At 44.5% G+C, this 14,313-nt stretch carries 15 protein-coding genes; 7 read left to right on the top strand and 8 right to left on the bottom strand.

Features of this window, described 5'->3' with window-relative positions:
• Positions 1 to 25 precede the first annotated feature (25 nt).
• Entirely contained in the window at positions 26 to 526 is a 501-nt protein-coding gene (locus tag RAC86_RS25045) for a universal stress protein (protein ID WP_014113208.1), read from the bottom strand.
• A gap of 163 nt (positions 527 to 689) precedes the next feature.
• Here RAC86_RS25045 and RAC86_RS25040 point away from each other — a divergent pair, with 163 nt between their 5' ends.
• From RAC86_RS25040 to bmrD, 3 genes are all read left to right on the top strand, one after another.
• Entirely contained in the window at positions 690 to 851 is a 162-nt protein-coding gene (locus tag RAC86_RS25040) for a hypothetical protein (RefSeq protein WP_041521150.1), read from the top strand.
• 125 nt (positions 852 to 976) lie between these two features.
• A complete protein-coding gene (bmrC, locus tag RAC86_RS25035; protein WP_014113210.1) occupies positions 977 to 2,734 on the top strand; it encodes a multidrug ABC transporter ATP-binding protein BmrC in 1,758 nt (585 codons plus the stop codon).
• Positions 2,731 to 4,752: a multidrug resistance ABC transporter ATP-binding protein/permease BmrD gene (gene bmrD, locus RAC86_RS25030; protein WP_072566013.1), complete on the top strand. Its 2,022-nt coding sequence runs from the start codon at positions 2,731 to 2,733 to the stop codon at positions 4,750 to 4,752. The genes bmrC and bmrD overlap by 4 nt, the downstream gene beginning before the upstream one ends.
• Before the next feature lie 45 nt (positions 4,753 to 4,797).
• Here the strand turns inward: bmrD and RAC86_RS25025 are convergent, their stop codons facing one another.
• From RAC86_RS25025 to spaC, 6 genes are all read right to left on the bottom strand, one after another.
• Positions 4,798 to 5,418, bottom strand: a complete 621-nt coding sequence (locus tag RAC86_RS25025; protein WP_014113212.1) for an NAD(P)-dependent oxidoreductase — start codon at positions 5,416 to 5,418, stop codon at positions 4,798 to 4,800.
• A gap of 38 nt (positions 5,419 to 5,456) precedes the next feature.
• Positions 5,457 to 5,582 (bottom strand): hypothetical protein, encoded by a 126-nt coding sequence (locus RAC86_RS25020; RefSeq protein WP_014113213.1) that lies wholly within the window; start codon positions 5,580 to 5,582, stop codon positions 5,457 to 5,459.
• A 105-nt stretch (positions 5,583 to 5,687) separates the two neighbouring features.
• A complete protein-coding gene (sspB, locus tag RAC86_RS25015; RefSeq protein ID WP_003233287.1) occupies positions 5,688 to 5,891 on the bottom strand; it encodes a beta type acid-soluble spore protein SspB in 204 nt (67 codons plus the stop codon).
• Positions 5,892 to 6,099: 208 nt separating this feature from the next.
• The gene (locus RAC86_RS25010) at positions 6,100 to 6,318 is read right to left on the bottom strand and encodes a YheE family protein (RefSeq protein ID WP_072566014.1); all 219 of its coding nucleotides are present in this window, start codon (positions 6,316 to 6,318) and stop codon (positions 6,100 to 6,102) included.
• Positions 6,319 to 6,470: 152 nt separating this feature from the next.
• A complete protein-coding gene (locus RAC86_RS25005; protein ID WP_072566015.1) occupies positions 6,471 to 7,832 on the bottom strand; it encodes a YheC/YheD family endospore coat-associated protein in 1,362 nt (453 codons plus the stop codon).
• Positions 7,822 to 8,913, bottom strand: a complete 1,092-nt coding sequence (gene spaC, locus RAC86_RS25000) for a spore coat associated protein SpaC (protein WP_014113216.1) — start codon at positions 8,911 to 8,913, stop codon at positions 7,822 to 7,824. Before spaC ends, RAC86_RS25005 begins: the two co-directional genes overlap by 11 nt.
• 267 nt (positions 8,914 to 9,180) lie before the next feature.
• On the opposite strand from spaC, the gene RAC86_RS24995 reads away from it, so the two are divergent.
• Together RAC86_RS24995 and RAC86_RS24990 are read left to right on the top strand one after the other, a co-directional pair.
• The gene (locus RAC86_RS24995; RefSeq protein ID WP_072566016.1) at positions 9,181 to 10,314 is read left to right on the top strand and encodes a DUF445 domain-containing protein; all 1,134 of its coding nucleotides are present in this window, start codon (positions 9,181 to 9,183) and stop codon (positions 10,312 to 10,314) included.
• Between the two features lie 93 nt (positions 10,315 to 10,407).
• Positions 10,408 to 10,761, top strand: coding sequence for a YlbF/YmcA family competence regulator (locus tag RAC86_RS24990; protein ID WP_003224239.1), 354 nt, complete (start codon positions 10,408 to 10,410; stop codon positions 10,759 to 10,761).
• A 41-nt stretch (positions 10,762 to 10,802) separates the two neighbouring features.
• Here the strand turns inward: RAC86_RS24990 and RAC86_RS24985 are convergent, their stop codons facing one another.
• Positions 10,803 to 11,876, bottom strand: a complete 1,074-nt coding sequence (locus RAC86_RS24985) for a DNA alkylation repair protein (RefSeq protein ID WP_072566824.1) — start codon at positions 11,874 to 11,876, stop codon at positions 10,803 to 10,805.
• A gap of 486 nt (positions 11,877 to 12,362) precedes the next feature.
• On the opposite strand from RAC86_RS24985, the gene RAC86_RS24980 reads away from it, so the two are divergent.
• Both RAC86_RS24980 and RAC86_RS24975 read left to right on the top strand, forming a co-directional pair.
• Positions 12,363 to 13,229: a Cof-type HAD-IIB family hydrolase gene (locus tag RAC86_RS24980; protein WP_061188276.1), complete on the top strand. Its 867-nt coding sequence runs from the start codon at positions 12,363 to 12,365 to the stop codon at positions 13,227 to 13,229.
• A gap of 112 nt (positions 13,230 to 13,341) precedes the next feature.
• On the top strand, positions 13,342 to 14,313 hold a 972-nt coding region (locus RAC86_RS24975), incomplete at its 3' end, for a radical SAM protein (RefSeq protein ID WP_377886120.1).

The raw sequence follows: 14,313 nt of genomic DNA, 5'->3' as shown, positions 1-14,313 counted from the left end.
TTAAAAAAGCGAGCACAGTGCGTGCTCACTTTACAATCAGGACGGGTATATCCGATTTCGCTGATAGCTTTTCACTTACACTTCCGAATATTAGCTTTTTCAGCCTGTTTTGGTCTCTGCTTCCGGTTACGATCATATCGGCAGAAATGCGGTTTGCATACTCGATAATTGATTCAGCCGGATCGCCTTCTAATATATCAATATTTCCATCAGCCTGCTGGTCATTCAGCATCATTCTGGCTTCGGCGATGACTTCTTCCGTACGATCTTCATAGATCATTGGCTCAGGTGGTGCAACATCTGATATCAGCGGATCAGGAACACTTGTCATGCCTCCGCCAATATAGCTTGCCCCTGCTGCAGGCCTCGGCGGGTCGATGATGGTCTGATTGTCTTTCATATCATGTGAATGGGCGACGGTAATGGCAGCATTTACGGTTTTAGCAAGATCGATGGCTGTCTGCAGCGCTTTCTTACTATTTTCACTTCCGTCAAACGCAACGATGATACGGTCAGCATGAAACATCATTCTCACCCTTTCAAAAACGTCTTACAACACAATACCCGGATTCGAGTACAATTAACCTTTTCCTATTCAAGTAATGATTGACAAAAAAAGGTTTTGTTTATATGATGAAAAAAAGATGAAATCAGAATGGAAGGAGGGTTTGCTATGCCAAGGAATTTGCGTGTTTGCAAAACAGTTTCATATTGGTGCGGCAAACCCCATGTTCTGTTTGATTGAACGGTTTTTTCAGTCTAGCCGCGCGCTGAAAAGCGCTGTGCATATCATATCGGTTAAAAAAGGCATGGAGCTGACGCTTCATGCCTTTTTTATATACAAAATCTAAGGAAAGACAGGTGTATGGGATGTGAAGACAAATACAGAGGCGAAGGCAGCTCATGTCAAACTAAACGAAAAAAGCAGCAAGGAAAAAATAGAAGGCGGCTGATGAGATAAAGGAGATGGGGATCGATGTTTTCAGTATTGAAAAAGCTTGGCTGGTTTTTTAAAGCGCACTGGCTGCGCTATACGATTGCAATTGTGCTTTTATTAGGAGTCAATGTCATTGAAATGTTTCCGCCTAAGCTCTTGGGGAACGCCATAGATGATATGAAATCGGGGGCGTTTACTGCGGAAGGGCTGCTGTTTTATATCGGTATCTTTTTTGTGCTGACGGCGGTCGTATATGTCATGTCTTATTTTTGGATGCACCAGCTGTTCGGCGGAGCGAATGTGATGGAGAAAATTCTCCGTACGAAGCTGATGGGGCATCTTCTGGCCATGTCGCCGCCGTTTTATGAAAAAAACCGGACAGGCGATTTGATGGCACGGGGGACGAATGATCTTCAGGCTGTCAGTTTAACGACGGGGTTTGGCATCTTGACATTAGTCGATTCTACGATGTTTATGATGACGATCTTTTTGACGATGGGATTTCTGATCAGCTGGAAGCTGACCTTTGCCGCCATTATCCCGCTTCCTATTATGGCGATTGCAATCAGTCTATACGGAAGTAAAATTCATGAACGGTTTACGGAGGCCCAAAATGCGTTCGGGGCGCTGAATGACAGGGTGCTTGAATCTGTTTCGGGCGTCCGGGTGATTCGCGCGTATGTACAGGAAACAAATGATGTCCGCCGGTTTAATGAAATGACCGCAGATGTTTATCAGAAAAATATGAAAGTGGCTTTTATTGATTCGCTGTTTGAGCCGACAGTCAAGCTTCTTGTCGGTGCCAGCTATTTGATCGGGCTCGGCTACGGAGCGTTTCTTGTGTTCCGGAACGAGCTGACGCTTGGCGAGCTTGTTTCCTTTAATGTTTATCTCGGCATGATGATTTGGCCGATGTTTGCAATCGGTGAACTCATTAATGTGATGCAGCGGGGCAATGCGTCATTAGACCGGGTAAATGATACCCTTTCTTATCAACCGGACGTGATGGACTCAAAGCAGCCCGTTGAATTGAAAGAGCCTGGAGATATCGTTTTCAGCCATGTCAGCTTTACATATCCAAGCTCAACAAGCGGCAATATTCAAGATATTTCGTTTATGGTACGAAAAGGGCAGACTGTCGGGATTGCCGGTAAAACCGGGAGCGGAAAAACAACGATTATTAAGCAGCTTTTGCGCCAGTACCCTGCCGGTGAAGGGAGTATCACATTCTCAGGCGTACCGATTCAGCAGATCCCTCTTGACCGGCTCCGCGGATGGATCGGATATGTGCCTCAGGATCATTTGCTGTTTTCACGGACGGTAAAAGAAAATATTTTATACGGAAAACAGGATGCAAGTGATGAAGAGGTTAAGCAAGCCATTGCCGAAGCACATTTTGAAAAAGATTTACACATGCTTCCATCCGGTTTGGAGACGATGGTTGGTGAAAAAGGGGTGGCGCTGTCCGGCGGGCAAAAACAAAGAATTTCGATTGCGAGAGCGCTTATGGCGAATCCGGAGATTTTGATCCTGGATGATTCGCTTTCTGCCGTAGATGCCAAAACAGAGGCAGCGATTATCAGGAATATCAGAGAAAACCGCAAAGGAAAAACGACATTTATTTTGACGCACCGTTTATCCGCGGTAGAGCATGCTGACCTGATCCTTGTGATGGACGGCGGCGTGATTTCTGAGAGAGGCACGCATCAAGAACTAATGGCGAATAATGGGTGGTACCGGGAACAATATGAAAGACAGCAGCTGTTCACTGCGGAAGAAGGGGGAGCAGGGGCATGAAAACAGGAAAAACGTTATGGAGATACGCACTCCTATATCGAAAATTGCTGATCACTGCCGTCCTATTGCTTGCGGTCGCCGTCGGGGCAGAACTGACCGGGCCGTTTATCGGCAAAAAAATGATTGACGATCATATCCTCGGCATTGAAAAAACATGGTATGAAGCTGAGGAAAAAGATAAAAACGCCGTTCAGTTCCATGGCACTTCTTATGCCAGAGAAGACCGTATCAGGGGACCTGTTTCTCAAGAAAAAGAAGCGCATATTTATCAAGTGGGAATGGCGTTCTATTTTGTTGATCAGGCTGTCAGCTTTGATGGGAACAGAACGGTTTCTGACGGAAAGCTGACAATCACAAATGGAGACAAGAGCCGGACATATGCTGCCGAAAAGCTGACAAAAGAGGAGCTTTTCCAGTTCTATCAGCCGGAAATAAAGGGAATGGTGTTTTTGATCTGCCTGTATGGGGGCTTGCTTGTGTTTTCGGTTTTCTTTCAATATGGACAGCATTATTTGCTGCAGATGAGCGCCAATCGGATTATTCAAAAGATGAGGCAGGACGTGTTTTCGCACATACAGAAAATGCCGATTCGCTATTTTGACAACCTTCCGGCCGGCAAAGTGGTTGCGCGGATTACCAATGATACGGAGGCCATCAGGGATTTGTATGTCACAGTGCTGTCAACATTTGTGACAAGCGGAATCTATATGTTCGGGATATTCACGGCTTTGTTTCTGCTGGATGTTAAGCTCGCGTTTGTGTGCCTGGCAATTGTGCCGATTATCTGGCTGTGGTCGGTCATATACCGGAAATACGCATCTTATTACAATCAAAAAATCCGCTCGATCAACAGTGACATTAACGCAAAAATGAATGAGTCCATTCAAGGCATGACAATTATTCAAGCTTTCCGTCATCAAAAGGAAACAATGAGAGAATTTGAGGAATTAAATGAATCTCATTTTTATTTTCAAAACAGGATGCTGAATCTAAACTCCTTAATGTCCCATAATCTTGTCAATGTGATCCGGAACCTTGCGTTTGTCAGTTTGATCTGGCATTTTGGCGGTGCAAGCCTGAATGCGGCCGGGATTGTTTCCGTCGGTGTGCTGTACGCGTTTGTCGATTATTTAAACCGGTTATTTCAGCCGATCACAGGTATCGTCAATCAGTTTTCAAAGCTGGAGCTGGCACGGGTTTCTGCCGGGCGTGTTTTCGAACTGCTTGAAGAAAAGAATACGGAAGAAGCGGGTGAACCGGCGAAGGAGCGCGCGTTGGGGCGGGTTGAATTTCGTGATGTGTCATTTGCTTATCAAGATGGTGAAGAGGTATTAAAACATATTTCCTTTACCGCGCAAAAAGGCGAAACCGTAGCGCTTGTCGGCCATACCGGATCAGGAAAAAGCTCGATTTTGAATCTCCTGTTTCGTTTTTATGATGCGCAAAAAGGGGATGTTCTGATTGATGGGAAAAGCATTTACAACATGTCAAGACAGGAACTCAGATCCCATATGGGCATTGTGCTTCAGGACCCGTACTTGTTCTCGGGCACGATCGGATCTAACGTAAGTCTGGATGACGAAAGAATGACCGAAGAAGATATCAAAATAGCACTGCGGCAAGTCGGTGCCGAGCCGCTTCTGGAAAAGCTTCCAAAAGGCATTAATGAACCCGTGATTGAAAAAGGGAGCACGCTATCCTCTGGAGAGCGGCAGTTAATTTCTTTCGCAAGAGCTTTGGCATTTGATCCCGCCATTTTGATTTTAGATGAAGCGACGGCGCACATTGATACAGAGACAGAGGCCGTGATCCAGAAGGCGCTCGATGTCGTCAAACAAGGACGCACCACTTTCGTCATCGCTCACCGGCTTTCAACAATCAGAAACGCGGATCAGATTTTGGTCCTCGATAAAGGAGAAATTGTTGAGAGAGGAGATCATGAGGAATTGATGGCAGTCAAAGGCCAATATTATCAAATGTATGAGCTGCAAAAGGGCCAGAAACATTCCATTGCATAACGCTCAGAAACCCAAAACAATCATGTTTTGGGTTTTTTTATGTAGTTAATAAGCCAGTCCGGCGCGGTATCCGACGTACTCTCCTGTAACGAGCTCACGATATAGAAAATCAGCAGTATCGCCGACCGAAATGCTCGTGCCGCCCTCTGGCAAAACGTCACGCTCTACACGATAAACGCCGGTTGCTGTTCCGTCCGGGAGGTAAGTGGGACAGATAATTGTCCAGTCTAACGAGGAATCTTTTAGCATTTCGTATACTTTTGCATGCTCCTTGGCTGCGCGGGTTAACTTTCGTTTCGATTCATTTGTTTCAAACCGGTATTTTCCTGGTTCATATCGGGAATCAAGAATGCCTGCGGTACCGATCGTAATCAGCCGTTTGATATGCTGTTCTTTCATAATGGCGATTATATTTGCCATCGCTGCGGACAGGGTATCATCACCATCTGTGCCGAGACAGCTGATCACGATTTCAGCATCCTTCACAACTTTTTTCACATCTTCCCGGAGGCGCGCGTTCCCCATGACGATTCGGTCTTTTGGAAGGGGAAGCTCAGCATGTTGAGATCTGACCAGAGCGTAAATGTCAAACTGTTCATCTGCGGCAGCTTGTTTTAAAAAGGCTTGTCCGACGCGGCCGCTGGCACCAAATAAAGCGATTTTCATCAAAAAACCTCCTTGCCCCTCATTATAAAAGGATGTTCTCAGTTTGAACAGCGCGGGAAAGAATACCTGTACAAATAAACAGAACGATGGGAAACATATTCATGAATCATGGATATACTTACGAACTGAACCAGCTCCCAATTCACAAAGGCGATGAATGCCACCCTTATTCCCTCCCTTTTTTTCTAGGGTATGTGGAGTAGGAAAAAAGGGTGACAAATATAAAGAGAGCGCGGAAACCGCGCCCTCTAAAGCCATATATTGAATTGTTATTGAACTCTGCCGCCCATTTGCTGCTGAGCGAAAGATACCAAACGTTTTGTGATTTCTCCTCCGACAGAACCGTTAGCGCGGGAAGTTGTATCCGCTCCAAGGTTAACGCCGAATTCAGAAGCGATTTCAAGTTTCATTTGATCGATAGCCTGAGCTGCGCCAGGAACTAGTAAGTCATTTGAAGAGTTTTGGTTAGCCATGTGTAAAATCTCCTTTTTGTTTAGTATGGTTGGGTTAACTGGAGTTGCACCAGTCTGTGGACCCGTCTCGGGTGTCACTGCCGCTCGGCGTAACCCAATGCTTGCCGGCTTGTTACTAGTATTATGTTAAAATGGCCGGAAACTCATGCGGAGAATTGAGTGGTAAATCTTGAGAAGGCATAAAAAAAGCTTAGCCGTTCAGGCTAAGCTAGTCATAAATATGAAAAAGCATCAGTTCATGTATCTCGTTTGTAAGAGCAGGCTCGTCAGCGCGGGCGGGAAACAAATCTCCCCATTCAATCTCACCGCTTTTATGATAGATGCCTTCATAATGGGTTCCTTTATAATAAAACGAAATTCTCCATCCGGGCAGCTTTTCTTTTTGGAACAAAGGTTTCCAGCTGAAATGAGAAATCATTACGGCCACGCTCCTTAAAATTGATATCAATTGACCTGAATACGAACGAATTGTGTTCATTGTACCACTGTTTCAAAACATCATTGAAGAGGTCTTTGTGATGCAGTTTGTCCCAGCTTTTGACAAAGATAAGCCCGCTTTATCAAAAAAAGCGGGACAGATTACGAAGGCCACAGCGCATCATGGGAGGTGATCGCCTTCTCGGATAGATATGACGCGTATTCAAAGCTTCTTCGTTTTGTCAGAGAATCAACATGATGCAAATTCGGATGAGAAAAGATACTGCGGCCCGGACGTGAATTTGCTTCAAACATCCATACCTTACCGTTCTGATCAATGCCAAAATCGAAACCGATCTCCCCGATAAACCCCTCGATATGATCATGAAGCACATGACTTGCCGTCAGTGCCGCAGCAGAAAGCTTTTTAATGACCTCAATTCTTTCAGCGGGATCATCGTATACTTCTGCAAGTGTTTTTACTATTCCGCCATTAGAAAGATGTGTTGTAATGCTGTTTTCTCCGGAAATTTTGACGGCTATGGCTGTCACCGTCCATTTCCCTTTTCTGTTTTTATTCGTATGGACACGGAAATCCGCTGGTTTGCCTTGAAATTTGATCAGATCCACACCTTGCTGAATGAGAAAGTCAGACGGGTCGTGCTGTTTTCGAAATTCTGCCAGAAATGCGGCGGCATCGGAATAATCGATTGAAGAAAACGTTTTGGCGTCATTTGTATGTTTCACCGTCAGGCCGTCGTCTGTTTTTGTCAGCTGATAAATGCCGGTGCCGAGTGCTCCGTTAGCCGGTTTAATGTAAACTTTTTTGTATGCAGCGCAGAGCTCATCAATCCGCTCCTCAGATGGTGTCAGCTCGGATTTCGGTAAGAAAGGGGCTGTTCTCGGATCTTGTTCGAGCAGTTGATGAACGCTCCATTTATTGAAAAACGTTTTATTAAACCATGGAATTTGATATTCATCGATCAGTCTCTTTTTTGTATGTTGCAAGAGAAGCGAATCTTCAATTTTTCGGTTTGGCAAACGGTCATAAACGACGTTCGGCAGTGGGACGATTTTTTTCTCCCAGCCGTTTTCTCTGTAGAGGAGCCCCTCAATCGTGCCTTCCTTCCAATTGATTTGGTGCGCGCCAAAAACGAAGCAGTAGCCTCCGGCTTGCTCGTGTAACGTGATGAGCTTAGAAAAAAAGAGAGAACGATCCTTAAAAGGGCGCTCAAGAGATACGGTAAACCCCGCCGTGAAGATGCCGATTAGCGGCCCGATATGCACCGTATGGTCATGAATCAGAATGTCAGCCCTGCTTCGGTGGGGAAGCAAAAGCTCATGAAATAGATTTTCAGAGAGAAGCACGGTTTGGTCCAGGTGCTGTCTGTAAGAAACGTGGCATCTGACAACCTTCGTCCCGAACGCGGCATGCAAAAGTCCGTTTCGCTTCAGCGAAGAGGGCAGGAACAGGGTATTTTCACTGTTTTTGTCTATGCCGATCAAAAACCGTTTACGATTCACGCGGAAGAACTCCTTTCTGGCTTTGCTCAGAAAACAGATATTGGCAGCGCTTTAGGGGACAAGTGTACAGCTGTTCTTTTTGCTCGGGAGAAACACGCAGGATTGACTTTCTGCCCGGCTTGGAATTGATATCCAAGATCCAAATTCTCCCGTCCTTCGCAAGGCATATATCAAGCCCGAGTTCAAACAGCGGCCCGTAGCGCTCGTCAAGATAATACGGAACCGATTGTGTAATCGAGAACACGTCATCAAGTAAGACCACTTGCTGTTTTTTCGGTATATCTTCAAACCAAGAATCAAATGTCAGCGCATCAGATCCGCCAGACAAGTTGGCCAGCAGCCCGTGTTTGTATCCGCGTCTCACTGCCTTTCCGACTGTATTCCATTCACCTGCTTCGTTTTTTTCCATGAACAGGCGGATATCACACGGATATTGTTCCTTATCCTGAATATTTAAGTAAGGCTGAAGCAAATATTGGTGCTGAAGTACTTTTTTGCACCATGTTTTAAAAGAAGCCTGGTTGGAAAAGGTTTTTGTCTGCTTATCTTTTCCGATGTGATACGTAGCGGTAATGTTTTTCTTGCCCAGCTCCAAAAGAATCACGCCTCTGCCTCCTGCGCCGAATGCCGGTTTTAAGATGCAGGCTTTTTCTTTGGATAAGAAGGAGTGAATTTGTTCATAACGGCTCACCTTCATCGTTTCCGGAATATAAGGATTGATCACAGCATGCTGCTGCAGATCATGAAGGACGGTCCACTTATCGGGAAGACCCCGCCCGATAAATTCCGTTTTCGGATATTTTTTGAGCCACTCAACGATAGGTTTTGCTTTTTGGGATTGTGAATCCTTGCCGTAAAAACAGCGGTCATAAATATAATCTGGAATTGCCATTTCAGTTTCATTCCATGTTCTGCTGGCCGAATGATAAACCGATGCTTTGACACGCAAGGTGTCAGGAGAAATATCAAACGGTGTAAACCGGATGAAACGTATGCCAAATTCGGGTGCTCTCTTGGCCAATTCTGCGGAATAGTCCGCTTCATGCTGGCGGGTTAAGGACATAAAACCGAGTGTTATCATGGTGAGACTCCCCCTTTTATTCAAAAGCTGCCGGCGGGTGTCAGCAGCTTTACGCTAAATACATTCAGGATGAACGCAGCTGACGGTATTCTACTTTACAGATTACGATTCTTCACCTTGCCCTATTCCAAAAGAACAAGCTGATTTTCTGACAACAGGAATTTGTCTCCTCGTTTGCTAAGTGATTGCATGAGCATCTATAATACGAATAGGTACATCATCTATATGAAAATAAGCTGAATGACAGATGGAGGAAGATGAATAGGAATGGGTATTGCAGGAACCTTTATTTTTATGATCGTGATCGGCGCTGCTATTGGCGCGGTGACCAATCATTTAGCAATTCAAATGCTATTTAGGCCCTATAAGGCGTACTATTTGTTTGGAAAACGAGTCCCTTTTACCCCCGGGCTGATTCCGAGACGACGGGATGAACTTGCGAAACAAATGGGACTGATGGTAGTCAATCATCTCTTAACCCCTGAGGGCATTAAAAAGCGGCTCGTATCTGATGCAGCCAAAACGCAGGCTCTTCAAGTCGGAGAACAGCTGATTCAAAAGCTGTCACTTTCTGAAGTGACAGTAAAAGAAGCGCTTGAAAAAGCCGGTGTGAAGCGCCCTGATGAAGCGGCAGACGCATGGATCAGCCGCTGGACGGATGATAAACTGAATGAGCTTTTCCGCCAATACGAGCACCAATCGTTAAAAGACCTGGTGCCTTTGGAAGTGCAGGAAAAGCTTGAGGAAAAGATCCCGATGATTTCAGGATATATATTGTCTCGCAGTGCCAGTTATTTTGAAAGTGATGAAGGAAAAATCCGTCTCGGCAATATGATTGATGGCTTTTTGAAAGAACGCGGCATGCTTGGAAGCATGGTACAAATGTTTCTGGGTAATACAAGCCTTGCGGACCGCGTGCTGCCGGAGCTGCTGAAGTTTTTGCGGAATGAGGAAACAAATAAACTGCTTTCTGATCTCTTGCAAAACGAATGGGGCAAGCTGAGGGAGTATACGTTTTATGAAGCAGACGAAAAATGGAATGCAAAAGCGCTCATTTTCAGCCTGAAACGAAGAGTGCTGCAAACATTTTCGACTGCTCCTTTCTTCGACAATACGATTGGCACACTTACCGTCCGCTATGAATCTGAGCTGACCGAGCAAATGCTGCCGGCACTATTAGACAAATTGCTTGAAGGGGTTTCGGCTAATCTTGAAAGTGTCTTAAAACGGATGCGCCTTGAGGAAATCGTCAAGGAGCAGGTGGATCAGTTCCCGGTGCAGCGGCTTGAAGAAATGGTGCTGTCCATTTCAAAAAAAGAATTTAAAATGATTACCTATTTGGGAGGCCTTCTCGGCGGAATCATAGGTGCAGTTCAAGCGTTGTTTGTCACCCTTTTTTAAGAAGACATGGTTCTTGAATAATGAAAGGAGCTCCATAGTCTGTTATAGTGGAGTGGTATGTCTAAACGGCAATGATGAAAGGAGCTATTCACAATGGCAGTTAATTTTTATGATGTAGCATATGATCTGGAAAATGCATTACGCGGGAGCGAAGAGTTCACCCGTTTGAAAAACCTTTACGATGAAGTAAACGCAGATGAATCAGCGAAGCGCATGTTCGAAAACTTCCGTGATGTACAGCTTAGACTCCAGCAAAAACAAATGGCAGGAGAAGAAATTACACAAGAAGAAGTGACTCAGGCCCAAAAAACAGTTGCGCTTGTACAGCAGCACGAAAAAATTTCTCAGCTGATGGAAGCGGAGCAGCGCATGAGCATGCTGATCGGCGAATTGAACAAAATCATTATGAAGCCTTTAGAAGAGCTTTACGGCAGTGTCGAAGGTTAATCAGCAAAATCCCTTCTTGGAAAAGAAGGGATTTTTTTTATTCAGCAAACTTGGAAATCCAATGAATCTTTTACCTCTCCATTGATAATCACTAATAATGTATGAATTCCTTTGTAATGTTTTCTGGTAGTTAGATCCTTAAAGGATTGAACTCTTGTGTATGACTTCGTTTCGTTTTTTCTTATAGTTGTTTCTGTTATTTTAAATACTTTTTGATGACGCTGACCTCTTGCTTTTACAAAATCAATTGCGTACTCAATTCTTACTTTTTGATCCCTGTCTGAATGAATAGAGAAAGAAAATTCAAGGCTTTCGCCAATAACTATACGGCTGGATTGACATGTTAAATCATGTAATTGTATCGATTCAGCATTTTCATAACCAAAAAGCGCTAAGGCCTGTTTATCACCCTTTTTTAATAAGGTCCGATAGGCGTGTTTGATGATCCAATCGGTATAAGGATGTGTTCCGTACCATTGATCTGCGACTTTTCTCAGCAAATGAGGGTGCGTTTTTGATATATCATTCAGGTTGTTGGCCACGCTTTTCCTTACATATAAGGACTCGTCCTGCATCAGCTTCTCAAGGATCGGCAGAACGGGGGAAGGATCCGATTTTAAAGCGGGTATCGATTTTCCCCATGGCAGGCGGGGTCTGCTTCCTTCGCTCGCAAGTCTTCTCACGTGTTCATTTTCATGCTCGGCCCATTTAAGAAATTGTGCAATCATTTTTTCTTGATCTAAAAGCAAAAAAGGCCTTACAGCAAATTCTGAGGTAGAATATTGCGTAAAGTATTCCAATGCCTTTATTGATTCCTCCCAATGCGCTAACCCGTACTGTTCCACATAATCAGGGAATAGAATTCCACTGAGTCCTTTAAAATGAGGGGCTGCATCCCGTAAAATTGAGAGCGCTTCATTGTAATGTTTTGGCAGTGTTTCGTATAAGGAAGCTGTAATGCGGCGCATCCGCTCTTTTAAAGCGAGTTCAGGCCAGTCTTCCTGCAGCAATTGTTCCTCGAAGTTGTCTTGGTTAAAATCAGGACAAGATGCCTTTATATGGTGTATCAATCGAGATATTAGTTTTTCATTGTATATTTCTTTTAAATCAGCCATCTGATCACCGCTTTTTCGTTTATTATTTATATTATATGGGAATGTATGTTCTGCATCAAGCGGTTTGTTCCAAAAATTAACAACAAATCCTACCTTAGTATACATCATTTGAATACTTTTTTTAGTTAAAAAAACCCTTGTCATCAGCAAGAAAAACTGAGATAATGGCATTGAAAGCGCCTACACTTACAAGATTTCAATTGGATACGGTCGCATATCATGCCGTTAAATAGAGGGGATAAGCAACAGAGAGTAAGTGTTCGGAGCGCATCATCGGTCAAACAAGGGGTTCCTGATACATGATTTTTCGTAAATCGAAATAACGATATTAGGGAGAATGGCTGCTTCGATCGTATCCTATCATCATGCCATACATAAAGTCTGCTGAGTCAGGCTTTTTTTGCTTTCCAGAAAAGGTTGTTCTAAACACAGAGACAGGGTCATATCCTATACACAAGTACAGTCATCAAGGAGGGGGACATCTCTGTGTCAAAACAATTGCTTGCCTTAAATATAGATGGAGCGCTGCTACGGTCGAACGGGAAGATTCATCAGGCAACGAAGGACGCGATTGAATATGTAAAGAAAAAAGGGATTTACGTTACTCTCGTGACCAATCGCCATTTTCGTTCAGCACAGAAAATAGCGAAATCACTTAAGCTTGATGCCAAGCTGATCACCCATAGCGGGGCATACATCGCTGAGAAAATAGACGCCCCGTTTTTTGAAAAAAGAATTTCTGACGATCACACCTTTAACATTGTTCAAGTGCTGGAGAGCTATCAATGCAATATTCGGCTTCTTCACGAGAAGTATTCCATTGGAAACAAGAAAAAGGTGAATTCAAATTTATTGGGGAAAGCACTCATTCATCCGTCTGACCCGATCTTTTATCCAGTCCAGTTCGTTGAATCATTAAGCGATCTTCTCATGGATGAGCCAGTGAGTGCACCTGTCATCGAAGTGTATACGGAGCACGACATTCAGCATGACATCACAGAAACGATTACGAAAGCCTTCCCTGCGGTTGATGTTATTCACGTAAACGATGAGAAGCTGAATATCGTCCCGAAAGGTGTCTCGAAGGAAGCCGGCCTGGCCCTTGTCGCTTCAGAGTTGGGCCTGACTATGGATGATGTCGTGGCCATCGGGCATCAGTATGACGACCTCCCGATGATTGAACTTGCCGGACTTGGGGTAGCGATGGGGAACGCCGCTCCGGAGATCAAGAGAAAGGCAGATTGGGTCACAAGGTCGAATGACGAGCAAGGTGTTGCTTACATGATGAAGGAATATTTTCGAATGCAGCAGCGAAAAGGATTTCTTGATAAGTTCCACATGAAACGTGTGTAAAAAAAGCCGCTCGCGCCCTGACAGGTGCGGCGGCTTTTTTGCCGGATTGATTTTAACGGTTTATTTCTGTACACTAAAGAAAGTTTTGAATCTGATAAATTAGGTGATGTAGTTGCAAATTAAAATAGAAGGCATACATGATGACCGCCTGCATCGGCCTCTGCAAAATATTGCAAATTTGTTTTATGAGGAGTGCGAGCTTGTGTACGGCGGAGAGGAGCCCGCAGATTTTATCATTTCTTTAGATTGCTCACAAACGGATGAGCATGTGACGGTTTCGGGAGAAGTGAAGGGAACTGTCATAAAGGAGCAGCATACAAAATCTTTTTCTCCAGGCATGAATGAAAAAGAAGCCTTTAAGCAAGTGAAAAACACGATTTCTTATGTGTATCTCAATCTTCTTCAGGCGCATACGGGCATCACGCAAAAGTGGGGAATCCTGACAGGCATCCGGCCCACAAAGCTGCTTCATAAAAAGCTGCAAAGCGGAATGCCGAAGGCGCAAGCTCACACTGAATTGAAAAAAGACTATTTAATTCATGATGAGAAAATCGAGTTAATGCAAGAAATTGTTGACCGACAGCTGGCGGCAGTACCGGATTTGTATCAAGTAAAGGATGAAGTCAGCATTTATATCGGCATCCCGTTCTGTCCGACAAAGTGTGCATATTGCACATTCCCTGCGTACGCCATTCAAGGGCAGGCGGGCAGAGTTGGCTCATTCTTATGGGGGCTGCATTACGAAATGCAGAAAATCGGCGAATGGCTGAAGGAGCATGACGTCAAGGTTACAACCATTTACTTTGGCGGCGGGACACCGACAAGCATTACCGCGGAGGAAATGGATTTGCTGTATGAGGAAATGGTCCGCTCCTTCCCGGATGTGAAAAACATTCGCGAGATTACGGTGGAGGCCGGACGCCCTGACACGATTACAGAAGAAAAACTCGCCGTTTTAAACAAATATGACATTGACCGGATCAGCATCAATCCGCAATCCTATGAAAACGAAACGCTAAAGGCGATCGGGCGGCACCATACGGTTGAAGAGACCATTGAGAAATATCATCTGTCACGCCAGCAT

The organism is Bacillus sp. LR_5 (assembly GCF_042709275.1).
This window is presented reverse-complemented; position numbering and strand designations above follow the sequence as displayed.

Bases quoted from the DNA above. Each gene is read 5' to 3' on its own strand.
- RAC86_RS25045 (WP_014113208.1), bottom strand. From the start codon at position 526: ATGTTTCATGCTGACCGTATCATCGTTGCGTTTGACGGAAGTGAAAAT.
- bmrC (WP_014113210.1), top strand. From the start codon at position 977: ATGTTTTCAGTATTGAAAAAGCTTGGCTGGTTTTTTAAAGCGCACTGG.
- bmrD (WP_072566013.1), top strand. From the start codon at position 2,731: ATGAAAACAGGAAAAACGTTATGGAGATACGCACTCCTATATCGAAAA.
- RAC86_RS25025 (WP_014113212.1), bottom strand. From the start codon at position 5,418: ATGAAAATCGCTTTATTTGGTGCCAGCGGCCGCGTCGGACAAGCCTTT.
- sspB (WP_003233287.1), bottom strand. From the start codon at position 5,891: ATGGCTAACCAAAACTCTTCAAATGACTTACTAGTTCCTGGCGCAGCT.
- spaC (WP_014113216.1), bottom strand. From the start codon at position 8,913: ATGATAACACTCGGTTTTATGTCCTTAACCCGCCAGCATGAAGCGGAC.
- RAC86_RS24995 (WP_072566016.1), top strand. From the start codon at position 9,181: ATGGGTATTGCAGGAACCTTTATTTTTATGATCGTGATCGGCGCTGCT.
- RAC86_RS24990 (WP_003224239.1), top strand. From the start codon at position 10,408: ATGGCAGTTAATTTTTATGATGTAGCATATGATCTGGAAAATGCATTA.
- RAC86_RS24985 (WP_072566824.1), bottom strand. From the start codon at position 11,876: ATGGCTGATTTAAAAGAAATATACAATGAAAAACTAATATCTCGATTG.